This window comes from Ruegeria sp. YTSC199, assembly GCF_059609725.1.
The window spans coordinates 136,809-162,251 of the sequence record NZ_JBXWMF010000005.1 but is presented as its reverse complement, the minus strand read 5'-3'; the positions used below and the strand labels follow the sequence as shown (position 1 = coordinate 162,251).

The following is a 25,443-nucleotide window of genomic DNA, read 5'->3' as shown; positions in this document are numbered from 1 at the left end:
CGTCAGTTCAGGGTTGCGCCGGTCGGGGTTTCCTGCAGCAGATCGCCCCAATCTGTACGATAGGCCATTTCGGCCAGAACGGTCTCGGGCAGGAATTCCTGATTTTGACGGATCTGCCAGCCACCGCCCAGACCCTTGTACACCGCTACCAGATTGCTCGACACCTGCTGTCGCGCCTCGATCAGATTGGCCTGCGACCGCAGCAGCGCAGTCTGCGTGTTCAGGATGCGGGAATAGTCGGCAATACCGTCGCGATATTGGTCCACTGCGATCTCGGCAGCCTTGCGCGATGCAGTGACGCTGTTCTCATAAAAGCCAACCTGTTTGCGTGACTGCACATAGGCAACCATCGCACTTTCAACCTCGGAATAGGCAGTCAAGACAGTGTTCTGGTAGTTGGCGATCAGCGCCTGATAGGCCGCATCCTGTGCACGGACGTTGTTCTTGATCCGACCGTAATTCAGCACGTTCCAGACCACCCCGGCATTGGCCAAGCCTGTCGAACTGGCTGAGGTAAACAAGTCCCGCCCGCCCGAGGCTTGCAGGCCGATGGACCCCGACAGGATAAACTGAGGGTAAAGGTCGGCTATCGCGATACCCACCTGAGCGGACTGCGTGGCTGCCGCCAGTTCGGCTGCGCGCACATCCGGACGGCGGCGCAACAATTCCGCCGGAACGCCAACGGCGACGTTGGAGCGGGCCGAGGGGATGCGACCGGAATTACCCAGCAGACCGGTCATCCGCGACGGAGTGGTGCCCAGCAACACGGCTAGCGCATTCTTAGCTTGCTGAATGTCGCTCTCAATTTCGGGCACCAGAGCCTTAGTGTTGTTCAGCAGGGCCGTGGACTCCTGCACGTCCAACTCGGTCGTTACTCCGTTGTCGAAACGCAATTCGGTCAGGTCAGCGGAGTCCTGTTGCAATTTGATGTTTTCGCGTGCGACGGCCAGGGACTCTTGCAAGGCGCGGATATTAACGTACAGCGCCGCAACGTCGCCGGTCAGCGTTACCAGTGCGTCGTCATAGTTTGCCACCTGCAGCGCCAGATTTGAGCGTGCGGCCTGAACGCCGCGGCGTTGTTGGCCCCAGACGTCCAGTTCCCATTGTGCGTCGAAACCAACTTGCGAGGTCGAAAACTCGGTATCCAAGGGAATGATCCGTTGGATATCGGAAATCGGTCCGAGGTTATCGCTGATCTGCCGCCGCTCGATCGATCCTCCGATGGCTTGCGATTGCGGGTACAATTCTCCGAACGCGATCCCCAATTGCGCGCGCGCCTGCAGAACGCGGGCTCCGGCGACCTGCAGATCGAGGTTCTGCGCATAAGCCTCGGCGATCAGTTTGTTCAGGGTGGGATCGTTGAACGTCTCCCACCATTTCACCACCGGCGCGCTGCGCGAGGTTAGGCCGCTGGGTCCGGCGCTGGGGCTGTTGACCTCAATCCATTCTTTCACGACCGGAGAATTCGGACGTACAAAATCCGGGCCGACTGGGGCGCAGCCGACCAGCAGGGCCGCGCATAGGGCGGTGCTGATCAGTGTGCGGTGAAACTTGGCCCGGGTCATGTCATGCGTCCTCAGATATCCAATGGTCTGATGAAGTTGGCGAAGGAGTAGAGGCGGATGTTGATGCGCCGCAGAAACTCAAAGCTTTTGCCCTGACCGGTGTAGATTGCCACCGCCGCGTGGCCGCCTGCGGGAAAGGTGTGACCATCCGGAATCTCAACCGAGATCTGCACCGCGATGCGACCCGGTAGTTTTGGAAACTCAAAGCCGGGCAGGCGGCCTGAGGGCAGGTACTGACCCTGACGCGTAGCCCACCAGATTGCTTCGACCTTGCCGGTTAGAATCTCGCCGGGATAAAGGTCCAGCGCGACCTCTACCTCCTGACCGGGCTCGACAAATTTCAGGTTCTGCTGACGATAGGTGGCTAGAATGTAAGGATTGTCCTTGGTCACGAAACTGGCAATTGCACCCAGCCGGATATCGCCAACAACCAGACCGGGACGCGCCTGTTGCGAGACGATCATGCCGTCTTCGGGTGCATAGATCGTCGTGTTATCAAGGAAATACTGGGCTTTATCCAGCTGTGCCTGCGCCTGAAGGATGCCGGTATTGACCCCGTCAATCTGGGAATCCAGCGCCAGTTGAGCCTTTTCGAGATTGGCCTCGGCCTCTTTGACCTGTGCCTGATCCTCGGTGACCTGCTCATCCCAGCGATCTAATTCGTCCTGCCTTGCGCCACCAGCGGGCACGAGGTTCTCGTACCGCGCCTGTTGGGTCAGGGCGTAAGCCAGCTGCGCATTTGCGCGCTCGATGGCCTCGGACGCCGCGATCACGTCCTGTTCCAGGATTTTGGCATTCTGCTCGGCTGCCACCAGCTGAGCGGTCGCCTCTTCAACTTCCAAAGCGAACACTGTGGCGTCAAAGCGATATAGGGGGTCGCCCTTTTTCACCTCGGTATTCGGCTCGACCAGCACCTCGGTTAGGATCGTCGGTTCAGTCAGTCGCGGCACGATTTGGATGGTCGAACGCACCACGTGGCTGTCGAGCGAAAACGGTTGAAAAAAGCGCAGTGCGACAAGGAAAATCAGCAGCAGATGCGCGCCGACCCAGAATGAAACGACACCCCAGGTGATGTTGAACTTCAGCAACTTCGCTTTGAAGAAAATGAACCAGACGAAAATGATGTAGAACAGCGTAATGCCGAGGGCGACAAACATATTCTGTGACTTCCTTTGGCCTTAGCTTTTCTGCTTCTCGTCAGGGTCTAGCGGATCGCTGTATTCTTCGTTCACCGTTCCGCCCAACCGCTTGATTTCCTTGCGGATCGCATCTTTTTCGTCATCGGGTGTGCGCCGAATGTCGACTGTGACGCCATCGTGGAAGGCCCACATAAAGGCATGCACCCACGGCACAACAGCCAGAAAACCCATCCACCCCATGATCTTGACGGCTTCGGCATGGGGGTGATTGCGTTTAATTGCGATCCGCCCCGGTAACCCCATGATGAACAGGATCAGCGCCATCACCGCCGCAAGAAGCAGGATCAATGCCACGAAAGTCAGGTAGTCGTAATAGCCCAGCGGCTGCCCCAATAGTCCCATGCTCGTGCCTCCTTTTGGGAAGGTTACCCTATCCTCAGCCGTTGGTGCCCAGTTCGTCAATCAATTTGTAGCTGGTGGGAGGGTCTGCGCAAATTCCTGGCCCGCATTCCACTAGGGTCGACACCGCATTCAGCACCGCCAGCCCCAGCATGATGAAAAACGCGCTTTTGGCCAAAATGCTTCCACCAAAACGCGGTTGTTGGGAGTTTTCGGCGTATTGCCGGTCAAACAACAGCATGAAGGCTGTGCCCAGCAAGATCAGGAAAAAGCAGATCGCAGACCAGGTGTAATAGTGCAGCCCCAAAACCGGCGAGCCATAGTGACCAGTCCCCGGTACGATATGCAGCAGAATCTGGCGCACGGCCACACTGCCGCCGAACAGCGCCGCAAGCAACATGATGGCATAGTGTTGCGGTCGCGCGCCGTACAGCAAATTCAGGCCCAGCCCAACCCCGACGGCCACAAACCCAACCCTTTGCAACAGGCACAAAGGGCAGGGAAGTTCATAGAGTTTCAGTTGGTAGACATAGGCCAGCACCAACACCAGACTGACGGCCAACATACCAAGAGCGTTGAGATTGCGTGAAAGTTCCGGCGTCATCACTGCCCCCTACAATTGGATGGTCAGTTGACTGGTGGCGTGAAATTTCAGCCAATATACACTCAACGCCAGCGTGAAAAAGAACAGCGCATTGGCCGCGGTGGTTCGTTGAAAATAATTCAGCCCCATCGTGGCTGTAAGTAACGCAAATAAAAGCGCTATCATGGCTCGGTTCTCCCCTCCCGTGCGACGATTGCAATATGGGGGAGTGTGTCAGGTGAATTTGGTTCTGGCAAGAACTCGCGAAGGAAATTCCCGTTTAATGCGAATTACTTGGGGTCAGGCGCACAGCTTTAATTGTGTTCGCCATTCGGAACATTTCTTGGTCAGTGCATTGGGAAGGGCTTTGTCGGTATAGAACACATCGACATCGGACAATGAGGCAATTCGGGCGGGGGCTGTGCGTTGGAATTTGGAGTGGTCGGCCACCAGGCAGGTTCGGCGGGCTTGGGCAATGATGGTCTGACTGACCCGAACTTCTTGAAAGTCAAAATCCATCAGATCACCTTCGGCATCCAATGCTGAACACCCTATGATGGCATAGTCGAACTTGAACTGCTCGATAGTTGCAATCGTCAGGTTGCCGACCAACCCTCCATCCGAACGGCGCAGCACGCCGCCCGCCACAACGATCTGACAGTTTGGGTTGTCGACCAGAATATTGGCGACGTTCATGTTGTTGGTCACTACCATCAGGTCTTTGTGATTCAGCAGTTGCCGGGCAACGGCCTCGGTCGAGGTGCCGATGTTCAGGAACACGGACGCACCGTCTGGGATATCCTGCGCACATGTCTGAGCGATGCGCGCCTTGGTGTCGGCGTTCAGGGCGCGGCGATCCTCATAGCCGATATTTGACACACCCGAGCGCAGGACCGCGCCACCATGTACCCGGTCGAGTTTACCCATGTCGGCCAGTTCGGACAGGTCACGGCGGATGGTTTGAACCGTGACTTCGAACCGCGTAGCCAGATCTTCGACCATCACGCGGCCATCCTGTCTGGCGATGTTCAGGATATCTGATTGGCGAAAGGATAGGGACACGTTTTGGCTCCGAATAAGGTGTTTTCGTTTTTGTTCTGTTTTTAGAAGTTTTCAACTCCGTGAGGGGTGGAAAACGACCATCCATTCCAATATGTGACAAAACGAACATAAACGAAAACAAACGTTGACGAAACGAGGGCGCGCAAGGTTAATGGGCGCGCGTTTTCCACCAAATGGGGAATCATTCGGAAATGAAACAGACACAGGATCAGGCTTCCGATCTTTTTATTATCGGCGGCGGTATCAACGGGTGCGGGATCGCCCGCGATGCGGCGGGGCGCGGGCTGTCGGTGACATTGGCCGAGATGAACGATCTGGCCTCGGCCACGTCTTCGGCCTCGACCAAGCTGTTTCACGGCGGGTTGCGGTATCTGGAATACTTCGAGTTCCGCCTTGTGCGTGAGGCATTGATCGAGCGCGAAACCCTGCTGCGAGCAATGCCGCATATCAGTTGGCCAATGCGGTTTGTGCTGCCGTATCACGAGGATATGCGATTTGACTCGGAAACCCCGACCTCACGCCTGCTCAGCACGGTGATGCCGTGGATGAAGGGGCGACGCCCGGCGTGGCTGATCCGACTCGGTCTGTTCATGTATGATCATCTGGGCGGGCGTAAAATCTTGCCGGGCACGGACGCGCTGGATTTGAAAACCGCACCCGAGGGGCGGCCGCTGCAGGGCAAGTTCGAGACGGCCTATGAGTATTCGGATTGCTGGATCGAGGATTCCCGGCTGGTTGTCCTCAACGCCCGCGATGCCGAGGCGCGCGGAGCGAAGATCATGGTCCGTACCGAGGTTCTGTCGGCGGAACGTCTGGGCGACCTTTGGGAGGTGACGGTCCGGGATCGCGACAGCGATGAGACACGTGTTGTCCGGACTAAAATGCTGATCAACGCGGGCGGTCCGTGGGTCGGGGACATCATCCAGACGAAAATCCGCGTGAACTCGCGCGAAGGCGTTCGGCTGGTGCGCGGCAGCCATATCGTGACCCGCAGGCTGTTCGACCACGACAAATGCTATTTCTTCCAAGGAGAAGATGGTCGCATCATCTTTGCCATCCCGTATGAGCGCGACTTCACCCTGATTGGCACCACGGACCAGGACCATCCGGACCCGTCCGAGCCTCCGATCTGTACCGAGGCTGAGCAGGACTATCTGTGCACCTTTGCGACGAAGTATTTCAAGAAACCGGTGACCCGCGACGACATCGTCTGGACCTATTCCGGCGTGCGGCCCCTGTACGATGACGGGGCCAGCAGCGCGACTGCAGCGACGCGGGATTATACGTTGAAGGTCGACGCGCAGGGCGGAGCGCCGGTGCTGAACGTCTTTGGTGGCAAGATCACGACCTACCGGCGTTTGGCGGAGAGCGCGCTAGAGAAAGTTGCCGAGCATTTCGCAGACCTACCCGGTGCCTGGACGGCCGGGGTTGCCTTGCCTGGCGGGGATTTCCCTGTCGATGGGGTGCAGGATCTGGTGGCCGGTCTCGAGGCTGATTTCAGCTTTCTGGATCGCGCCTGGGCTGAACGTCTTGTACGGGCTTATGGCACCGAGGCCCGCACTATTCTGGGCGACGCAAAATCCTCGGGCGACTTGGGCGAGGACTTTGGCTCCACTCTGACCGCGCAGGAGCTGGAATGGCTGATGGATAAGGAATACGCGCGCAAGGCCGATGATGTCGTCTGGCGCCGGAACAAGCTGGGCCTACGGCTGACTGCCGATCAGATTGCCCGGATCCAAGAATGGATGTCGCAGCGCAGCGCGCAAGCTGCTGCCTAAGAAAAAGCCCCGCCTGTCTGGCGGGGCTTTTCTTTGATTTACGCTGCTTCCTCGGAAGGTCCCGGATCTTTCTTTGTGCCCTTAATCCATTCCCTGAGGCTTTGCATCAGGGCATACAGAACCGGAACCAGAATGACACCGACCAGCGTGGCCGCCAACATGCCACCAAACACGGCGACGCCGATGGCTTTCTGGCTGGCCGCACCTGCGCCGCTCGCTGCCAGCAGCGGTACAACACCCAGCAGGAAGGACAGTGCGGTCATCATCACCGCGCGGAACCGCTGGTATGCGGCCTCGGCGGCGGCGTCCTTGATCGAAAGGCCGTTGGCCCGCTGCTCCATCGCAAACTCAACGATCAGGATGCCGTTTTTCGAGGCCAGACCGACAAGCATAATCATCCCGATCTGCGTATAGAGGTTGATGTCACTGCCCACGATGGCCACGGCAGCTACGGCCCCGAAAAGGGCGACAATCACCGATAGCAGGATCGAAACCGGCATCGTCCAGCTTTCGTATTGTCCGACAAGGAACAGATAGCCGAAGAGGATTGCCAGACCCAGAATGACGATCACGAGACTGCCGGAAGCCAACTGCTGCTGCGCCGTCCCTGTCCATTCGAACGCATAGCCCGGGGGTAGGGCGGCTGCCGATTCCTCGGTCATGACATTGATCGCGTCGCCCGTCGAAAGCCCCGGCGCAGGAACCGCTGTCACAGTCGCCGAGCGGAACAGATTATGGCGTTTCAGCAGCACCGGACCCAGCACGTTTTCAACATCGACCAGCGTTCCGAGCGGAACCATCTCACCCTGTTGCGAGCGGACATAGAGGTTTGAAATGTCCTCGACGTTGTCGCGATAGCTGCCGTCGGCCTGGATCATCACGCGATAGACACGGCCGAACAGGTTGAAGTCGTTCACGTAGTAGGACCCCAACTGCGCCTGCATGGTCTGGAACACTTCGGCCACGGATACTTGCAACGTCTTGGCCTTCTCACGGTCCAGATCGACGAAAAGCTGCGGCACGTTTGCTCGGAAAGTGGTGTAGGCCTGTCCGATCTCGGGCCGCTGGTTCGCCGCATAGACGAACGATCCCACGGCCGAGGCCAGATCCTGAGGCGTTCCGCCCCCGGTCTGCTGAACCTCCATCTCGACACCTGCAGACATGCCCAAGCCTTGAATGGGCGGCGGGTTGAAGGCCACGATCGAGGCCGCGGACTCACCATTGGCGATGGCCAGTACCTTTTGCAGGATCGCGTCCGCGCTCAGGTCGTCTTCCTGACGCTCATCCCAGTTATCCAGGTTCACAAAGATCGCAGCGCCGTTAGTCGTAGTGCCGTTCAGGATCGAGAACCCGTTGATCAGAACAGTGCTGGCCACGCCGGGGATCTGCTGAATCTGATCATCGACCCGGGCCGAGACAATCTCGGTACGCTCCAGCGTCGCCGCATCGGGCAGCTGAATGTCGGCAAACAGATAGCCGTTGTCCTCAAGCGGCAGGAACCCGCTGGACGTATTGGACATGATGGTCCCAGTACCCATTGCCAGCGCGACGATCACACCGAGGCCAATGACCGGCAGGATCAGCAGCTTGCGCACGATGGCCACATAGCCGCCGCGAATGGTGCCGATGAAATTCTCAAACACCGCCAACAGCCCCTTTGGCGGGCCCGAGCGAGCACGCAGAACCAGCCCGCACAAGGCCGGTGACAGGGTCAGCGCGTTGATTGACGAGATCACAACGGCAGTTGAGATCGTCACAGCAAACTGCGAATAAAGCCGCCCAGAGATACCCGGCATGAAGGTCACCGGCACGAACACGGCCAGCAGAACCAGCGTGGTCGCGATGACCGGGCCAGTGATCTGACCCATGGCCTTGCGGGTTGCCTCGGCAGGGGGCAGCCCCTCGTCTGCAATGATCCGTTCGACGTTTTCAACCACAACAATGGCGTCATCCACCACGATCCCGATGGCCAGAACCAGCGCGAACAATGAGATCGTGTTCAGCGACATGCCGAAGAGCAGCAGGAAGGCGAATGTACCGATCAGAGAAACCGGGATCGCGACGGCGGGAATGATCGTGGCCCGCCAGCTACCCAGGAAGATGAAAACAACCGTGATCACCAGCGTGAAGGTCATGATCAGTGTTGTGACCACGTCATTCAGCGACTGTTCCACAAAGTCAGTTGTGTTAAACGGCACGGCATATTCCACATCCGTGGGAAAGCTGCGCGACAACCGCTCCAGTTCGGCCTCGACCCGATCAGATACTGCCAGCGCGTTGGCGCCGGGGGCCTGATAGATGCCGATGACGGTTGCCGGAACACTGTCAAAGTAACCAGAGGCCGCATAGTATTCCGCGCCCAGTTCCACCCGTGCGATATCTTTGACGCGAACGATGGACCCTGCATCGCCTGTGCGGATGACAATGTCGCCGAACTCCTGGGCCGAAGTCAGGCGGCCCTTGGTCTTGATCGTGTATTGGAATGTTTGCCCTTCCGGCACTGGTGGGGCACCGATCGAGCCTGCTGACACTTCGACGTTCTGCTCGCGGATGGCGTTGATCACATCCCCGGGCGTGATGGACAGGGCGGCCATCTGATCCGGGTCCATCCAGATCCGCATGGCGTATTCCAGATTGGTCAGAACGTCTGCTTTACCAACACCCTGAACCCGCGCCAGCGCGTCTTTCAGGTTGATCGAGGCATAGTTCGACAGAAATACACTGTCATACGTGCCATCAGGCGAGGTTAGCGTCACCAGCAGCAGCATGTTTGTCGACGCTTTTTGCGTCACCACGCCCGAAGACGTCACCTCGGCCGGCAGCGAAGACATGGCCTGTGCCACGCGGTTCTGCACGTTCACCGAGGCGATATCAGGGTCGGTGCCGACCTCAAAGGTAATATTCAACGAATAAGAACCATTATCAGACGAGGTGGACGTCATGTAGATCATGTCATCCACACCGTTCACCTGAGCCTCGATCGGCGCGGCGACGGTGTTTTCCACCGTCTCGGCGTTGGCGCCGGTGTAGGTGGTGGTTACACTGACCACCGGTGGTGTGATGTCAGGGAACTGGGCCACCGGCAGAACCAGATAACCGATGCCGCCCATGATTGTCAGGACAAGCGATATAACTAGCGCCAGCTTGGGCCGGCTGATGAATAGGGCTGAGAACATCTGTTACTCTCCCGGCTGCTCAGACGCCACGACGGCGTCAACAGCGACGCCGGGGCGGACCCTTTGCAGGCCCTCGACGATGACACTTTCCCCTTCGCGCAGGCCGTCTTTGACGATCACTGCCGTGCCTTCGTTGTCGCCGGTGGTGATGTAACGCTGTTCGACCATTTGCTGGTCATTGACGACCAGTACGAATTCACCCCTTTGATCGCGTTGCAGTGCGGCCTGTGGCACCAGAACCTCAAGCGTGGGTTGCAGGGCCTCGATGCGCACGTTCAGAAAAGCGCCGTCCACGATCAGCCGGTCGGCGTTCGAGAATTCGGCACGCATTGTAATGGCGCCGGTCAAAGGGTCGATCCGGTTGTCGACAAACACGATTTTGCCGGTTTCATCCAGTTCCGAGCCGTTCGGCAGATCTATGTGAACGTTCGGGCTTTTGTCGCTTTCGCTTAGGGATGCAGGGTTCTCGCCCACGGTTTCAAGAACCGAGGTAAACTGCTTTTCATTCAGCGAAAAATTTACATAGATCGGGGCCTCGCTGACGATATTGACCAGTGGCGGGTTGTTCGGACCGACCACGTCACCGACGCTGATTGCTACCCGACCAATGCGCCCGTCAAACGGTGCGTGAATTTTGGTGTAACTCAGATCAAGTTCGGCCTGCTGGATCGCAGCTTTGGCGGCCTTGACCTGTGCTTCGGCCACCAGTTCATTTGCGCGTGCGATATCGCGTTCGGATTCAGGGGTGGCGTCTCGTTCGTACAGCTCTTGTTTACGGGCCAGTTCGACCTTGGCGAGTTCCAGATTGGCCTCTGCCTTGTCCAGATCGGCGTTGCGTGCCTCTACCGTCGCCTCATAGAGATCGGGTTCAATGGTGAAGAGCAAATCACCCTGTTTCACCAGCGCGCCATCTTCAACGTTCTGGCTTTCCAGAAACCCGCTGACGCGCGCCACGATGTCGGCCTTGTTCAGCGCCTCGGCGCGGCCGATAAAGCTGGCTTCTTCGGTAATCTCCTCGGTATAGGCCGCAGCAATCGACACTTTGGGCGGGGGGGCGTCGCTTTGATCCTGCGCGGATGCCGCTTGCACCATTCCCAGGCAGATCAGGGCAGCAATGGCCTGAGCCGGTCCGCTGTGACGGATATTCAAGTTCTTCAACGCAAGGGACATGGCAGGCGCCTCGTTCATTCTAAGGATTTTGCGCCAGGGCAGATTGGCGCCCCGGCGAGTCGATTGAATTCGGGTCAGGATGGCCGTTTTAGGATTATATCTCAAGCTTCTTGAATGCGACGCGCGGGAAGGGACCTGGGGGAATTATCTCGTCAGCAAGCTGACTTAGGTCCATGTGCTCGAGTTCTCATGACTAATCTCCGGCAAGGGAAACGAAAACGGGGGCCGTCTGGCCCCCGGTTTCCCAATTCAAATTTCGAACAGGATCAGTCGCGCGTGCCTGCGAACCGGTTTTCCCAGTCTTCGCGCTGCTCGTCGGTGATTTTGGCAAACAGAACGTCGGGCACTGTAAAGGCGTGTCCGGCGGGCAGGGCGCTGAGTGCCGCCGCGACATCATCGGGCCAGCTTGTGTCCAGCGTGTTCATCGCGCTCAGCATTTTGGCCGAGGTTTCGGGGATGAAGGGGGCGCTTAGAACGGCATAGAGACGGATCAGGTTCAAACCCAGACGTACCTGAGCTGCGGCCTGTTCCGGGTCTTCCTTGAAGGTCGACCACGGGGCGGCGGCTTGCAGGTATTCGTTGCCCGCCACCCAGATCGCCCGCAGTTCCTGCGCGGATTTGCGGACCTCCATTGCTTCCATATGCCCTTCGTAGGCGCGGACGCGACGGGTAAGTTCCTCGATCAGCGCCTGTTCACGCTCGCCATAGCTTCCGCCTTCGGGCACGGCTTCGGAGAATTTCGAACGGCAGAATTTGGTGATCCGGCTGACGAAGTTCCCCAGAACGTCGGCCAGATCCTTATTCACCGACTGCTGGAAGTTTTCCCACGTGAATTCGCTGTCGCTGCTTTCCGGCGCGTGGCTCAGCAGCCACCATCGCCAGTAATCGGCGGGCAGAATCTCCAGCGCCTGGTCCATGAACACGCCACGGCCTTGGCTGGTCGAGAACTGACCGCCGTCGTAGTTCAGGTAGTTGAAGGATTTCAGGTGGTCGACCATCTTCCACGGCTCGCCCGATCCCAGAATGGTGGCCGGGAAGGACAGTGTATGGAATGGCACGTTGTCCTTGCCCATGAACTGAACATAGCGCACGTCATCGGCGCCCTTGTCGGTACGCCACCAGCGCTCCCACTCGGCATCGGACTTGCCACTGGCGTCCGCCCATTCCTTGGCACAGGCGATGTATTCGATCGGCGCGTCAAACCAGACGTAAAAGACCTTGCCTTCCATGCCCGGCCAATCCTGATCACCTTTCTTGACCGGCACACCCCAATCCAGATCGCGGGTGATGCCGCGGTCCTGCAGTCCGTCGCCGTCATGCAGCCACTTTTTTGCAATCGAGGTGGTCAGGATCGGCCAGTCTTTCTTGCCATCGATCCACGCATCCAACTGATCCTTCATCGAGGATTGCCGCAGATACAGGTGCTTGGTTTCTCGCACCTCCAGATCGGTTGAACCGGAAATGGCGGAGCGCGGTTCGATCAGGTCAGTCGGGTCCAACTGCTTAGTGCAGTTTTCGCACTGGTCGCCACGCGCGCGCTCATAACCGCAGTTGGGGCAGGTACCTTCGATATAGCGATCAGGCAGGAAACGCTTATCGGCGTTGGAATAGACCTGTTTTTCACTGACTTCACGGATCAGTCCGGCATCATCCAGCTTACCCGCGAAATGCTGTGTAAGACGTTTGTTCTGATCACTGGAAGAGCGGCCGAAGTGATCGAAACTGAGGCCGAAACGGTTGGCGATATCCGCCTGAACTGCATACATGTCGGCGCAGTATTCGGCCACCGGCTTGCCCGCCTTGGCAGCAGCCAGTTCCGCCGGAGTACCATGTTCATCGGTCGCGCACAGGAACATGACCTCGTTCCCCCGGCCACGCTGGTAGCGCGCGTATAGATCGGCAGGCAATTGCGAGCCGATCAGGTTGCCGAGGTGCTTGATCCCGTTGATGTAAGGGATCGCCGAGGTGATGAGAATCCGGGCCATTTTGCGCTTCCAAGTATCTATCTGCGCGCCCGTCTACCTTATGTGACCCGCCAGCAAAAGCCCGGTTTCTCTGATAAACGCCCGAAAAGACGTGTATGTGCATGTGCCGCGTGGCTTTCGCGTGATGGCCCCTGACCTTATATGACGGGCGCGCAAATTGTTCACGGGGGATAAACGAAGCTATTCTTGGTTCATCGCCTGATACAGGTGACCGCAATTCCCTGTCTGACCAATTTTCTGGTGCCGATCGTTCAGGCAGACCAAGACAATGTCATGGGTGCGATTGACAGCTTTGACATGGCGATGCTGTCGATATTCCGCCGTGGTCAGGATGCGCTGACATTGCAGACTCGGCCGGTTATTGCGATCGCCCGGGATGTTACGGTCCTGTCAGAGAACGGTCAGGTGTCATTTCCCAGGGACGCGCCAAAATATCTGATCTTCAAATCCACATCCCACATTCTTCTGGGGATTATCGGTGCCGTGACCCCATGGCCCACGAAAAATGCCGATGGCGCAAGAGGGAAAAGGACTTTGCGGCCATCGCGCAGGAAATCGATACGCTGATGCCGTGGATAGAGAAGCTCGACCTGCCAAAAGAGGAGATTGCCCGGCAACGACAGATGCTTGAGGCTGCGCGAACCTTTACGAGTATGGCGGTCCCGCGCGGGACCCTTACGCGGCAAGACGTGTCAAGCGCCGTCAATGACATGCGTCCCATCCGGGCGGCCAACATGCGCGAAGCGACGCGGGCCGAGCTTGCCTCGTTACATAAAGCCGTGTCTGACGCGCGTGCGGCGGTCAGTAAGGAAGACTGGGACGAAATGTATATCTTTCATCAAGGCGGTTCCAATGTAACGGGGATCAATGTCGTCGAACTGTATCTGGAGCCTGTGATGCCGCAGAAAGTTGCGGCCGGTCAGGTTATGTTTGCCAAAAATGTGCATGGCAACAAGGCAATGGCCGATTACGTCGGCTATGAGAAAATGCAACGTCTTGTGGGCGCTTGGGCTTTCGGGGATCCGGGACGCATGGAGGTTGATCTACTGGGCTATCAAGCAGGCTCGCTTCTCGATGAAATGATTCCGTCCGCGCCGCCGCCGGAGTAGCGTTCGGAGCTCTATTCCTCGCGCGATCGTTTCAGCAACCTCCCGATGGTGAACGAGGTGCGTGGCGCATAAACATAGTTGGTTCGCTCGTCCGGTGTCGGGCGTGAGCGCATCCGTGCCACGCCAAAAACGATTAGCGCCAGATGCCCCACGGCCACAAACGCAAACAGAGCGCCTGGGCCGAATTGCTGGATTAACGTAGATGAAACATAGGGCGAGGCGATTGCCCCCAACGCGTACCAGAACATCAGGGCAGCAGACAGCTCGACGCGCTGCTCAGTGGTCGCAAAGTCATTTGCGTGTGCGGAAGACACCGAGAATATGGGAAAGGTCGTCAGGCCAAATAACCCGGCTGCCAGCATTACACCCAACGTGCCCGCGCCGCTGGCCGCCATCGTTACGCCGCAACTCAGCACAGCAGCGGCCGAGAGCCAGATCAGCACCCAGCGCCGGTCATATTTGTCCGCTAACCATCCCAGCGGGTATTGCGCCAAAGCTCCGCCAAGGACAAACGAGGCGAGGAAGAACGCGATCTGATCCACGCCCAGACCGACCTCTTGCCCGTAAACCGGACCAACCATGCGGAACGAGGCCGAACTGATCGCGGCCACAATCACGCCGGCCACCGCCAAGGGGGAACTGCGCCAGGCCAATTTGGGTCTTAAACGGGGGGCGTCAGGTGTGATCGGTTGGCTGGCACGGGTCAATGTCAGCGGCAATAGCGAAGCGCAACACAGGATCGCCAACAGGTTATAGGACACGTACGAAGCTGGCGGCAGCACGGCAATGATCAACTGCGCCCCCAGCGATGCACCCATGTCGACGAACCGATACGTCCCCATGGCCCGCCCACGGGTTTCGTTGGTGACTTTGGCGTTCAGCCATGCCTCAATCACGGTGTAGCTGCCCGCAACGCATGTGCCCGAGGCGATCCGCAACAGGGCCCATAAATAGGGGTTGTCAGTCAGAGTATGCCCGATCAGCCCCATCGCCCCCAAGGCTGTACAGACGGCAAAGGCCCGCGAGTGGCCGACGTTCCCCATAAGCCGTGGAGCCCACCAGCAGCCAATGAAAAAGCCAAGGAAATGCGATGATCCCAACAAACCGATCTGCTCGGTCGTGAAATCCAGTGTGATGCCCGAGATAGCATCCAACGGTCCGACGCCGCCGGTGGAGAGCTGCAGCAGAATGACTGAAAGAAAGAGGGCGGCAAAAGAAATAATCGTGCGCATGATGCGCCAAGCATTACCCAATATGCCGGCAATGCGCGCGCCTTATCGACGCGGAGGCGTCGTTTTTTGGCTATCCTGCCTTTTTGATTTCGGCCTGGATGTTCAGCCCAACGGTGTCCTGCACCAGGTCGGTGTATCCGGACGCGCCGAAATCGTGACGGTTCAGCGCGCCGGTCAGGCGGATGGAGAGCATGTCTAAATTGTCAGAGGTGCTGCCAGACGGGCGAAAGAGGTCGGCCTGCAAGGCGATCGGTTTCGTGATGCCTCGCAGGGTCAGGTCGCCGGTGATTTTCGCCCCGCGCGAGATCCGCCCGCCGTCACCCAACTGTACCCGGGTCGATACGAAGTGAATGGTTGGGAACCGTGCGACATCCAATACGCTTGCACCCAGCATCGCGTTTCGGGCGAACGGCAGTTTGGTACGGGCTTCGGCGGCGTTCAGGGTGACACTGACGCGGCTGTTGGTCAGGTTGCTTAGGTCGATCCGGATATCGGCCGAGTGGATTGGCATGGTACCGGATTGGGCAAGGCCCGACAGGTCGAATGTAAAGTCCACGGATGTGCCCTTGGGTACTAACACATAGGGGCTTAGACCCGCATGGGCCGGGCGGGTCAGGGGCAGGGTGGCAAGCCCGGCCAGAAGTGTGCGCCGGGTCAGTTGGGTCATGCCACGGCCTCCTGCCTGCGGGGGCGCGAGCGGTTCAGCAGCACCAGCAGGATCGCGATGTTCAAACCGTTCCACAAGAGGCCGTTGACGAAGGCCAATTGATAGTTGCCGGTCGCGTCGTAAATCCAGCCGGACATCCAGCCACCCAAGGCCATGCCCATGATAGTCATCATGAGGACAAACCCCACGCGAGCACCGGCCTCTTGCGGGGGCATGTACTCGCGAACGACCAGAGCATAGCTGGGCACAATCCCACCCTGTGCCAACCCGAAAAGCAGGCTGATGACATAAAGCGAGACCATCCCGTCATAGGGCAGAAACAGGAACAGAGCGATGCATTGCAGAGTGGATCCGATCAGCAAGGTCCTGATCCCGCCCAGCTTGTCGGCGACCAACCCCGAAATGACCCGGCTGACAACGCCGCCTAGCAACATCAGCGACAGCATCTCGGCCCCGACGGCGGGGCCGTAGCCCAGACCGACGCAATAGGATACGATATGAACCTGTGGCATTGACATGGCTACACAACAGCCGATCCCGGCCAGGCCCAAGATGTATTGAAGGGTGCGTGGCGGTATTCCTACGCTGCGCGTATTAATCTGAGCAGTGGCGGCCGCAGTGCTGTGGGCTTCGTCCGGGACCTTACGGCGCAGCAGCAGGGAAAGAGGTATGACAACGACCAGCGTCACGACAGCCAGTGTCAGATAGACCTGCTGCCAGCCGTCGCGGGCCAGAATTCCGGCCAGCATGGTGGGCCAGATCGCTCCGGACAGGTAGTTTCCGCTGGCGACCAGAGCGACCGCGATTCCGCGCCGCCGCATGAACCAATGGGAAATGTCCGCGATCAAAGGGCCAAACCCGATTGAAGCGCCCAAACCCATCAACAGATGCGCCACCGAGAGCATCAGTATGTTCGGGGCCAATGTCGCCAGTAGATAGCTGGCTGCGCTTAGCACAGAGGCCCCGATCAGCGCTTTGGTCACGCCCAGTCGATCCACAAGCTGCCCCAGCCACATGTTCCCCAGTGCAAAGCCGATCATGGCAAGCGTGTAGGGCATCGATACTTCGGCCCTTCCGGCGTTGAACTGTGCCTCAACGTCTGGCATCACAACGACCACCGCCCACATACCGGCATTTGCCACCATCGCGATGCCAAGTGTGATCAGAAGGCGAAGCCAGGAGTAGCGGCTGTCATGGATCGGGTGGCTCATACGGAAACGCTAGGGCCGGGGTCGGGCTTTGGCCAGTCACATGTTTTGTGATCCCTGTGAGGTGTCACACCAAAACATCTTTGGTCTCGATCCGGGTCAGGTTCAGCCCGGCGCGCGGTTTGGTCTGGGTGGCCTGCCAGCTGACCGGGGGCAGGGCGCGGGCGCGGCGACGGGTCAGGGTCCAGCGGCGGGCCTCTCCCTGATGGTTCGCCGCCATGTGCCAGCGGGTCTCAACCCCTTGCGCGCCGCCGTCGCCGGGTGTCAGCAACAGACCTAGCGGAGCCCGCCCCATCGCGCCACTCTGTTCAGCGGCCAGATGCATGCGCCGCACCGGCGTCAGCCCCGGCGCGCCCGGCAGGTCGCCGATGATGAGCGGGATCGCTCCGCTGCGCAGCGCCTCTTCCATGCACCACAGCAAATCCTCGGCGCGGGTGGGGCGGACGAACAGGAACCGTGCCGGATCGGCAAAGGGCATCATCCCATCGGGGTTCAGTTGGCCGGGCTCCCACGCGGGGGAAATCCACAGCACCGGCCCTTGTGCCTGACCCGCCAACCACATGGCAAAGCTGCGCCGGGCGGGGCCGCAGGCCTCGTGCACGCGGCCCAGTTGCAGGGTGATTTGCGAGTGTAGGGCAAGCCCCGGCGCTTCATGCGCGGGCTTGCGGCCAAGAAGATTTGTAGACATGCCGCCAGTCTAGCATGTTCTTATTTTGTTCTCAATCTGGGAATGTTGTCGTGAACCCCTTACCGGGACAGAATCATGCGGCCATCCGTGAACTGGATGTTCGAGAACCGATGCAGGTAGTCCATGCCCAGCAGAGACTGACGCAAATCGCCTTCATTGACCCAGGCCGCAACGCCATGGTCGATGATCGGGCCCAGCTCAAGACTGTCCAGCCGGATGGGTGCGGTGCGCACTTCCCCGTTCGCAGTCGCAGCGCGACCAAGGTAATTCAGCTGGTCGGGGTCAACGCCGATACGCCGGGCGTCCTGTTCGCTGAACACAATCTGGCTTGCACCGGTATCGACGAGGAAGTTGATCGGCTCTCCGTTCACGACAACGGGCAGGTAATAATGGCCGTCATAGGCGCGCGGAACTTCGATGGTTTCTCCGGTGACGGTCATCTGCGGGGCAGGGGCAACGGTCGAACGGATATCCTCCCACAAGCCGACAACGGCGATTGCACCGACGAAGATGAGCACCCAGGCCATGGCCTGCTGCATGGTTTTGTTCAGCGACTGGCGGTTTTGCGAGACGAACCAAAACACCACTGCCGCGCCAAGCACGACCAGATACACCAAACGTCCAATGTTGTCGCCATCCATAGCGTTACCCTTACCGAATTCACTCTAAGGTATATGGGGATTTAAGACGCAAAACCAAAGGCGTTGAGGCCATCCAATATGAACTGAACCGACAGCGCCGCCAGCAGCATGCCCAGCAACCGGGTCAGCACGTTCAGGCCGGTCTTGCCCAGAATACGTGCAATCAGACCGCCGGACAGGAAGAATGTCAGAACCACGGCCATCACCGCCAGCATGACGATGCAGGCTTCGACAATCCCCAGAACACCGGGGTGCTGCCCGGCCAGCAGGATGATCGTTGCAATCGAACCTGGTCCGGCGATCAGCGGGATAGCCAGTGGGAACACAGAGGGGTCGGGGTGTTCTTCTTCCTCTTCGACACGGTCTTCGCGGCGTTTGGTGCGGCGTTCGAATAGCATGTCCAGTGCGGTCAGGAACAACAGAGCACCACCGGCAACACGGAAGGCGGCCATAGAGATGCCGACAAAGCCCAGAACGGCCTCGCCGAAGGCTGCGAAAGCGATCAAAATGCAGACAGCAGTCAGGCAGCTTCGGATCGCTGTCCTGCGGCGGGTCTTTGCGTCCATGTCCTGCGTCAGCGCCACGAAGATCGGCGTGGTGCCAAACGGGTCGATCACCACGAACAAGGTGGTGAAGGCGGTAATAAAAAAAGCCAGATCCATCATGCGGCGTTCTCGGCGTTTTCAAGGCGTTCAGCGGCGGCGACCCAAAGCGATTCTGCCTTTTTCATCGCGTCGACCACCTCGGCAAACTTGCGGTTCCAGGTTTCCAGATCGTTGATCCTGTCGTCTTCGTACAGTGCCGGATCCGCCAGCTTGGCCGATAGCTTATCATGCATGTCCGTCAGCTTTTCGATCCGGTCTTCGCATTTGCGCAGATCGGCGCGCAAGGCCAGCATCGCCTCGCGCGAGGGGCGTTTGGGTTTAGCGGCCTGCGGCTTCTCTTTGACCGGTTTGTCGCGGGCCAGCAGCATGGCGCGATAGGCCTCGAGGTCACCGTCAAAGGGTTTGACCGTGCCGTCCGAGACCAGCCACAGCCGGTCCGCCACCAGCGACAGCAGGTGCATGTCATGGCTGACCAGAACCACTGCGCCGGAATAGGCGGTCAGCGCCTCGACCAGCGCTTCGCGGCTTTCGATGTCCAGATGGTTGGTTGGTTCGTCGAGGATCAGCATATGCGGCGCGTCGATAGTCGCGATCAGTAGCGACAGCCGCGCCTTCTGGCCACCGGACAACCGCCCAACCAGAGTTTCCGCCTGATCCGCGTTCAGCCCAAACCCGGCCAACCGCGAACGCCACTTACCCGGCGCCTCATCCGGGCGCAGACGGCGCAGATGATCCAAAGGTGTTTCGTCAACATGCAGCTCATCCACCTGGTGTTGCGCGAAATAGCCGATGCGCAACTTGGAACTGCGGGTCATCTTGCCCGCCATCAGGGGCAGGCGGTCGGACAGCAGTTTGGACAGGGTCGATTTGCCCTGACCGTTTTTGCCCAGCAGGGCGATGCGGTCGTCTTGGTCGATGCGCAGGTTCAGGCGACGCAGCACTTCGGTCTCACCATAACCGGTCACGCCGCCTTCGATCTGGATGATCGGCGGCGACAGTTCCTCGGGTTCGGGGAAAGAAAACGCGCGCAGGGCGGCCTCTTGCGGGGTCGATACCAGCTGGATGCGTTCGATCATTTTTAGTCGCGACTGTGCCTGCACCGCCTTGGATGCCTTGTAACGAAAGCGGTCAACAAAGCTCTGCAGATGGGCTATGCGGGCTTTGGCCTTGACGTTTTCCGATTCCGCCTGCGCGAGACGTTCAGCGCGACGTTCGGCGAATTTGTCATAGGGCACGGCGTAATAGGTCAGCTTGCGGTCTTCCAGATGCAGGATCGATCCTACCGCACGGTTCAGCAGCCCTCGGTCGTGGGAGATGATGATAACCGTATGCGGATACTTGGCCAGATAACTCTCCAGCCATAGCGCACCTTCGAGGTCCAGATAGTTGGTCGGCTCGTCCAGCAACAGCAGGTCGGGCTGAGAGAACAGCACCGCTGCCAGCGCGACACGCATCCGCCAGCCGCCTGAGAAATCGGAGCAGGGGCGCAGTTGGTCTTCATCGTCGAAGCCAAGACCCTTGAGGATCGAGGCCGCGCGGGCTTCGGCCGACCAAGCGTCGATATCCGCCAAACGGGTCTGAATCTCTGCAATCCGTGCGGGATCTTCGGCGCTGTCGGCCTCGGACATCAAAGAGCTGCGTTCGGTATCAGCCGCCAGCACCGTGTTGATCAGCGACACATTGGATGAGGGTGCCTCTTGCGCCACACCCCCGATCCGCGCCCGTTTTGGTAAAACGATATTGCCAGATTCCAGCGCCAGCTCGCCCCGGATCAGGCGGAACAGAGTGGTCTTGCCGGTGCCGTTCCTCCCCACCAGCCCAACCTTGTGGCCGTCGGGAATGGTGGCGCTGGCGCCGTCAAACAGGGGGCGGCCCTCGACCGCATAGGTGATGTCTTCAATCCGTAGCATAGGCCGAGCACTGCGGCACGGCCTGACGCTTGTCAATGGGGTGAATCGCCGATGGCCTGTCAGTTTAGTTCAGCGGCCACGTCTTCAAAGGGGTACGAGGCAAAACCAACCAAAACCTGGTCACCTTCTTCGCTGAATGCAAAGACGTGAACTTCGTCATGGTGCAAGGTTGCACGGCAAAACACACCCGACTGAGACAGTTTCAACGGGCACGCTTCCAGATCGGTGTGAGCAACCGCTGTTTCGAATAATTCGTAGTTCATCGGCACGGGCGCCTGATCGGCTATGGCGGGTGAGGCAAGGATGCAGGCGATAGCCGCGAGTTTCGGTGCCATCAGATTGGCCTTTTTTTGTTAACGCTTTCTGTCCGCACGGCAAAATAACTGATGGAAAAAGTCAGGTAATAAAATCAGTTTCTTTCAACCGCGTCATTCTTACGCGCTATCCCTTTGGCGCATTGCCCGTTTAACCTTGTACGAGAGGTCCACACATGCAGGCTTTGCGCCAAGTGATTGGCATGGGCATGACGCGGACCTTGTGTTAGCTCTGCCGTGATTTGCATTTCTAGCCGGATTTCTTCATGCGCGCGGCACACTCACCGCCATCTCTGGTAACACTGGTTTTTGCGACTGCGTTGTCAGTGCTGTCGCTTAACATGTTCCTGCCGTCGTTGGCGCGGATGGGAGAAGACTTTCAGGTCGATTACGCGTTGGTGAACCTGTCCGTGGCGGGGTACCTGGCTGTGTCTGCCGTGCTGCAACTGATCATGGGGCCGTTGTCCGACCGGTTTGGCCGCAGACCTGTTCTGCTGATCTGTATGGTAGTCTTCGTCGCCGCGTCGTTCGGCTGCGTGCTGGCCGAGGACATCTGGGTTTTTCTGAGTTTCCGACTGCTCCAGGCCGCCGTGGTAGCCGGGCCCGTTCTGTCCAGCGCCGCCATCCGTGACATGTACTCACCAAACGAAGCTGCCAGCAAACTGGGCTATGTGGCCATGGCGATGGCGTTGGCCCCGATGCTGGGGCCGATGCTGGGCGGTGCGCTCGACAGTCTGTTTGGCTGGCGCGCTGGCTTTGTTCTGTATTCCGTACTGGGGACCGGGATGCTTCTGTTGCTTTGGGTCGATATGGGAGAGACCAATTTCAACCAGTCCTCGACCATGGCCGCGCAACTGAGGGAATACCCGCATCTGTTCCGCGCGCGCCGGTTCTGGGGATATGCCCTGTGCGCGGCCTTTTCGATCGGAGGGTTCTTTAGCTTCATCACCGGAGCGCCCTTGGTCGCAGCCGCGTGGTTCGATCTGAGCCCTGCGATGCTGGGTCTGGGGATTGGCATCATAACGGGCGGCTTCATGGTCGGAAACTTTATCACCGGACGGATCGCCGCGCGTACGCGGCTGACTACTATGATTCTGATTGGGCGCATTATTGCATCGACAGGGCCGCTGGGTGGTCTGCTTCTGTTCCTTGCTGATCTGGGCTCGGTCTGGGTGTTTTTCGGTTCGGCGATCTTCGTTGGCTTTGGCAATGGCCTGACCAATGCCAATGCATCTGCTGGGGTGATGTCCGTCCGCCCCAAACTGGCGGGCAGTGCCGCTGGCCTGTCCGGCGCAATGATCGTGGCGCTGGGGGCCGTTCTGACCTCGCTCACCGGTATTTGGGTGAGCCCTGAAAACGGTCCGTTCCTGGTTCTGGGCATGATGTGGGCGTGCAGTTTCGCCGGGCTTCTGGCGGTGTTGTATGTCCGCTGGGTCGATCGCCATGACCCACTGCCCGAAACGATCTGAGCGACAGCGCATCATAGTGCTTTTCATATGAGACAGACCATGCTAGGCGGCGCGCGATGGATTTCGGCGCGACACCGCGCCTTTTGTTAAGGAGAGGCCGACATGGCACTGGAACGCACATTCTCGATCATCAAACCCGACGCAACCCGCCGCAACCTGACCGGCAAGATCAATGCCAAGTTCGAAGAGGCTGGTCTGCGCATTGTTGCGCAAAAGCGTATCCACATGACCAAAGCTCAAGCCGGCAAGTTCTATGACGTACATGCCGAACGTCCGTTCTATGACGAGCTGTGCGAATTCATGTCGTCGGCTCCGGTCGTTGTTCAGGTTCTGGAAGGCGAAGGCGCCATTGCCAAGAACCGCGAAGTCATGGGTGCAACCAACCCTGCAGACGCAGCCCCCGGCACCATCCGCGCGGAGTTCGCTGAATCGGTTGGCGAAAACTCGGTCCACGGTTCGGATGCTCCGGAAACCGCAGCTGTTGAGATTGCCTACTTCTTCTCGGGCATCGAACTGGTCGGCTAATCTGCCGTCAGATCCGAATTTAAGGCCGCCCCCGGCAATGGGTGCGGCCTTTTTTATAAAGACTTTAGGTCGTCTACTGACACCCGAACGCCGACCGCATCCAGGTCCGAGATCATCTTGGTTTCGGGTGCGGCGCTGACACTGGTCTTGATCGCGTCAAACCTCTGACGCAGGGCCTTTTTCTCATCGCCCTTGCAATCATTCCATGGACGTCCTTGCAACCCCATCACCAGAACATAATAGCCGATGAAATGCGGCCGGGTTCCGGCGCGCACCAAGCGGGCATAGGCCTCATCCGGGCCCAACTCACGCAGTTGCTGCGCCGAGTGGATTCCGGCGCGGGCACACGCCTGTTCGAAAGCGGGGCCAAGGTTACGGATCGAGGAGACGGGATCGGACATGCCCAACTTCTAGCCCTGTGGTGCAGTGATGTCGACCTTACGCCGTGTTAGCGCAACATCGGACTTGCCAGATGGGATGACGTGCGATTTCATGACGTCATGCTGCCATGAGGTTGACCATGTCAAAGAACAAGGAAACCGAAGGCAAGCCCGACAAAGGCAAAAAGAACACCTCGTTGCGGCTGGATGGCAAAACGCTGAATACCCTCAAGATCCGGGCAACCGAAGAGGGAACCAACGTCCAGAAGACAATCGAGACACTGGTGAATGGCTATCTTGATACGCCGAAAAAGGGTCATTCGTGATGGGGCAGAAAAGCAGGTTTTTCATCGTTCCGGGCAAGTTCGATCTTGTGGGGTTTTCTGATGCACTCAAAGGCCTGACTCCCAAGTTCGAGGCTCTGGCCGCCGCGCGACCGTTTGACCTCTTGGACTGTCACGATCAGTCGCTGCGGGCAGAAGGGCGGTTGCTAATCGAGGCCAAAGGTTCGTTGCAGTTGCTTCGGGCCGACGGCGAAATTCTGGTTCAAGCCAATATAGGCGAGGGGAAATTCGTACAGGAGCTTCCGGACGGCCCAGTAAAAGCAGCGCTGAAGGGGTTCCCCAAACTGCGCGCGTTGATGAACGTCGGTTCGGGTCTGATTGAAACCGGCACTTTTGCGGTTCTGGATGATCTGCAAAAGACACAGGTTCGAGGCACCGTTCTGAAATTATCCACCGATGAAGGGCACGCAACCCTTCTGAACGTTCAGCCCATGCGCGGCTATGATCGCGCCTTTCACGCCGTCTGTACTGCGCTGAGCAACATGGCGACCTCTGGATTTGACACGGTGTTTTCTAACTTGTTTCCCGACACCACCCCCTATGACGCCAAGCCTGATATCATTTTGGGTACTCAAGAGCCCTCGATCGAAGTGGCGAGGGATATCATTCAGACCTATCTGTCCGTCGCGCGCCGGAACGAGGCAGGCGTGATCGCCGATATCGATACTGAGTTTCTGCACGACTACCGCGTCTCACTGCGCAGGGTACGGTCGGTGCTGAGCCTGTTCAAAGGCGTGTTTTCCCCGGAACAGACCGAAGAGCTGAAACGCGAGTTCTCAGATCTGATGGTCCCTACCGGGCGGGTGCGGGACCTAGATGTCTATCTTCTTGAAAAAGACATTTATTTCAACTTGATACCGCCGAGCCTTCATCAAGGCGCTGAGATCATGTTTGCCCAATTCGCCAAGGAGCGGGCCCGGGCGCTAGCTGCGCTGACCCGGCGTTTTCGCAGTGCGGCCTATGACAAGAAGATGGATGAGTTAGCGGCGTTGTTCGCTGATACAAAAGGGTTGGAGCCCGGTCCAAGTGCGGATCGTGGAGCCTATAACTATGCCTGCGCGTTGATTTGGAAACGGTATCGCAGGGTGTGCAAGCTGGCCCGCGGCATCACTCCGGAAACGCCGGATGAGGCCGTTCATGATCTGCGGATCGACTGCAAGAAGCTGCGATACCTGATGGAATTCTTCGGCCCGTTGTTCGACAAGAGTGATTTCAAAACGCTCATCAAGCCGTTGAAAAAGTTGCAGGATAACTTGGGTCTGTTTAACGACTACTCGGTGCAACAAGAGGCGCTGCTGGAGTTCGTTGCGACCCAAAGCAATGCGCAAGGCCGGGCAAACGCGCAACTTGCGATGTCCGTCGGCGGGCTGATCGCTGTGCTTAATCAACGTCAAAAAGCAGAACGCGACCGTGTGATCGCCAATTTCCAGCATTTCGACAGTCCGGACATCCAGAACCTGTTCCGAACCCTGTTTCACCACAAGGAGGATTGAG

General features: G+C 58.5%; 24 protein-coding genes. 6 read left to right on the top strand and 18 right to left on the bottom strand.

The window, feature by feature from the left end; translation table 11 throughout:
- Positions 1 to 2: 2 nt before the first annotated feature.
- From AC2FEE_RS06615 to AC2FEE_RS06590, 6 genes are all read right to left on the bottom strand, one after another.
- Positions 3 to 1,565: an efflux transporter outer membrane subunit gene (locus AC2FEE_RS06615; protein WP_496863899.1), complete on the bottom strand. Its 1,563-nt coding sequence runs from the start codon at positions 1,563 to 1,565 to the stop codon at positions 3 to 5.
- Positions 1,566 to 1,576: 11 nt separating this feature from the next.
- On the bottom strand, positions 1,577 to 2,722 hold the full coding sequence (locus AC2FEE_RS06610; protein WP_496863897.1) for an HlyD family secretion protein: 1,146 nt from the start codon (positions 2,720 to 2,722) through the stop codon (positions 1,577 to 1,579).
- 21 nt (positions 2,723 to 2,743) lie between these two features.
- Entirely contained in the window at positions 2,744 to 3,106 is a 363-nt protein-coding gene (locus AC2FEE_RS06605; RefSeq protein ID WP_496863895.1) for a DUF3302 domain-containing protein, read from the bottom strand.
- A 34-nt stretch (positions 3,107 to 3,140) separates the two neighbouring features.
- Positions 3,141 to 3,707 carry a disulfide bond formation protein B gene (locus tag AC2FEE_RS06600; RefSeq protein WP_366550991.1) on the bottom strand — a complete coding sequence of 189 codons (567 nt, stop codon included), beginning with the start codon at positions 3,705 to 3,707 and terminating at the stop codon, positions 3,141 to 3,143.
- 9 nt (positions 3,708 to 3,716) lie between these two features.
- The gene (locus AC2FEE_RS06595) at positions 3,717 to 3,872 is read right to left on the bottom strand and encodes a DUF5993 family protein (protein WP_366550990.1); all 156 of its coding nucleotides are present in this window, start codon (positions 3,870 to 3,872) and stop codon (positions 3,717 to 3,719) included.
- Positions 3,873 to 3,986: 114 nt separating this feature from the next.
- Positions 3,987 to 4,748, bottom strand: coding sequence for a DeoR/GlpR family DNA-binding transcription regulator (locus AC2FEE_RS06590; protein ID WP_496863892.1), 762 nt, complete (start codon positions 4,746 to 4,748; stop codon positions 3,987 to 3,989).
- A 191-nt stretch (positions 4,749 to 4,939) separates the two neighbouring features.
- Here AC2FEE_RS06590 and glpD point away from each other — a divergent pair, with 191 nt between their 5' ends.
- Positions 4,940 to 6,526, top strand: coding sequence for a glycerol-3-phosphate dehydrogenase (gene glpD / locus AC2FEE_RS06585; protein ID WP_496863890.1), 1,587 nt, complete (start codon positions 4,940 to 4,942; stop codon positions 6,524 to 6,526).
- Between the two features lie 38 nt (positions 6,527 to 6,564).
- Here the strand turns inward: glpD and AC2FEE_RS06580 are convergent, their stop codons facing one another.
- The 3 genes from AC2FEE_RS06580 to metG all read right to left on the bottom strand — a co-directional run bounded on the left by AC2FEE_RS06580 (position 6,565) and on the right by metG (position 12,857).
- Positions 6,565 to 9,702, bottom strand: coding sequence for an efflux RND transporter permease subunit (locus AC2FEE_RS06580; protein WP_496863888.1), 3,138 nt, complete (start codon positions 9,700 to 9,702; stop codon positions 6,565 to 6,567).
- 3 nt (positions 9,703 to 9,705) lie between these two features.
- Positions 9,706 to 10,890, bottom strand: a complete 1,185-nt coding sequence (locus tag AC2FEE_RS06575; RefSeq protein WP_496863886.1) for an efflux RND transporter periplasmic adaptor subunit — start codon at positions 10,888 to 10,890, stop codon at positions 9,706 to 9,708.
- A gap of 248 nt (positions 10,891 to 11,138) precedes the next feature.
- The gene (gene metG, locus AC2FEE_RS06570; protein WP_496863884.1) at positions 11,139 to 12,857 is read right to left on the bottom strand and encodes a methionine--tRNA ligase; all 1,719 of its coding nucleotides are present in this window, start codon (positions 12,855 to 12,857) and stop codon (positions 11,139 to 11,141) included.
- Between the two features lie 491 nt (positions 12,858 to 13,348).
- Here metG and AC2FEE_RS06565 point away from each other — a divergent pair, with 491 nt between their 5' ends.
- The gene (locus tag AC2FEE_RS06565; RefSeq protein WP_496863883.1) at positions 13,349 to 13,966 is read left to right on the top strand and encodes a hypothetical protein; all 618 of its coding nucleotides are present in this window, start codon (positions 13,349 to 13,351) and stop codon (positions 13,964 to 13,966) included.
- Positions 13,967 to 13,977: 11 nt separating this feature from the next.
- On the opposite strand, the gene AC2FEE_RS06560 is transcribed toward AC2FEE_RS06565, so the two are convergent.
- The 8 genes from AC2FEE_RS06560 to AC2FEE_RS06525 all read right to left on the bottom strand — a co-directional run bounded on the left by AC2FEE_RS06560 (position 13,978) and on the right by AC2FEE_RS06525 (position 21,252).
- The gene (locus tag AC2FEE_RS06560; RefSeq protein WP_496863882.1) at positions 13,978 to 15,198 is read right to left on the bottom strand and encodes an MFS transporter; all 1,221 of its coding nucleotides are present in this window, start codon (positions 15,196 to 15,198) and stop codon (positions 13,978 to 13,980) included.
- 70 nt (positions 15,199 to 15,268) lie between these two features.
- A complete protein-coding gene (locus tag AC2FEE_RS06555) occupies positions 15,269 to 15,865 on the bottom strand; it encodes a YceI family protein (protein WP_496863881.1) in 597 nt (198 codons plus the stop codon).
- Positions 15,862 to 17,076, bottom strand: coding sequence for an MFS transporter (locus tag AC2FEE_RS06550; protein WP_496863879.1), 1,215 nt, complete (start codon positions 17,074 to 17,076; stop codon positions 15,862 to 15,864). Before AC2FEE_RS06550 ends, AC2FEE_RS06555 begins: the two co-directional genes overlap by 4 nt.
- 64 nt (positions 17,077 to 17,140) lie before the next feature.
- On the bottom strand, positions 17,141 to 17,761 hold the full coding sequence (locus tag AC2FEE_RS06545) for an ImuA family protein (RefSeq protein ID WP_496863877.1): 621 nt from the start codon (positions 17,759 to 17,761) through the stop codon (positions 17,141 to 17,143).
- A 59-nt stretch (positions 17,762 to 17,820) separates the two neighbouring features.
- Positions 17,821 to 18,402 carry a retropepsin-like aspartic protease family protein gene (locus AC2FEE_RS06540; RefSeq protein ID WP_496863875.1) on the bottom strand — a complete coding sequence of 194 codons (582 nt, stop codon included), beginning with the start codon at positions 18,400 to 18,402 and terminating at the stop codon, positions 17,821 to 17,823.
- Positions 18,403 to 18,443: 41 nt separating this feature from the next.
- Positions 18,444 to 19,067, bottom strand: a complete 624-nt coding sequence (locus tag AC2FEE_RS06535; RefSeq protein ID WP_496863873.1) for a MarC family protein — start codon at positions 19,065 to 19,067, stop codon at positions 18,444 to 18,446.
- Positions 19,064 to 20,917 (bottom strand): ABC-F family ATP-binding cassette domain-containing protein, encoded by a 1,854-nt coding sequence (locus AC2FEE_RS06530; protein ID WP_496863871.1) that lies wholly within the window; start codon positions 20,915 to 20,917, stop codon positions 19,064 to 19,066. The genes AC2FEE_RS06535 and AC2FEE_RS06530 overlap by 4 nt, the downstream gene beginning before the upstream one ends.
- 59 nt (positions 20,918 to 20,976) lie before the next feature.
- Complete coding sequence (locus AC2FEE_RS06525; RefSeq protein WP_496863869.1) at positions 20,977 to 21,252, bottom strand: hypothetical protein; 276 nt, start codon at positions 21,250 to 21,252, stop codon at positions 20,977 to 20,979.
- Positions 21,253 to 21,497: 245 nt separating this feature from the next.
- On the opposite strand from AC2FEE_RS06525, the gene AC2FEE_RS06520 reads away from it, so the two are divergent.
- On the top strand, positions 21,498 to 22,700 hold the full coding sequence (locus AC2FEE_RS06520) for a multidrug effflux MFS transporter (protein WP_496863867.1): 1,203 nt from the start codon (positions 21,498 to 21,500) through the stop codon (positions 22,698 to 22,700).
- A 102-nt stretch (positions 22,701 to 22,802) separates the two neighbouring features.
- Entirely contained in the window at positions 22,803 to 23,225 is a 423-nt protein-coding gene (gene ndk, locus AC2FEE_RS06515) for a nucleoside-diphosphate kinase (RefSeq protein ID WP_008757405.1), read from the top strand.
- Between the two features lie 53 nt (positions 23,226 to 23,278).
- Here ndk and AC2FEE_RS06510 read toward each other — a convergent pair whose 3' ends face one another.
- Positions 23,279 to 23,626, bottom strand: coding sequence for a TfoX/Sxy family protein (locus AC2FEE_RS06510; RefSeq protein WP_496863866.1), 348 nt, complete (start codon positions 23,624 to 23,626; stop codon positions 23,279 to 23,281).
- Between the two features lie 119 nt (positions 23,627 to 23,745).
- On the opposite strand from AC2FEE_RS06510, the gene AC2FEE_RS06505 reads away from it, so the two are divergent.
- Positions 23,746 to 23,931: a hypothetical protein gene (locus tag AC2FEE_RS06505; RefSeq protein WP_496863865.1), complete on the top strand. Its 186-nt coding sequence runs from the start codon at positions 23,746 to 23,748 to the stop codon at positions 23,929 to 23,931.
- Positions 23,931 to 25,442, top strand: coding sequence for a CHAD domain-containing protein (locus tag AC2FEE_RS06500; RefSeq protein ID WP_496863864.1), 1,512 nt, complete (start codon positions 23,931 to 23,933; stop codon positions 25,440 to 25,442). The genes AC2FEE_RS06505 and AC2FEE_RS06500 overlap by 1 nt, the downstream gene beginning before the upstream one ends.
- The last annotated feature ends 1 nt before the right edge of the window (position 25,443 follow it).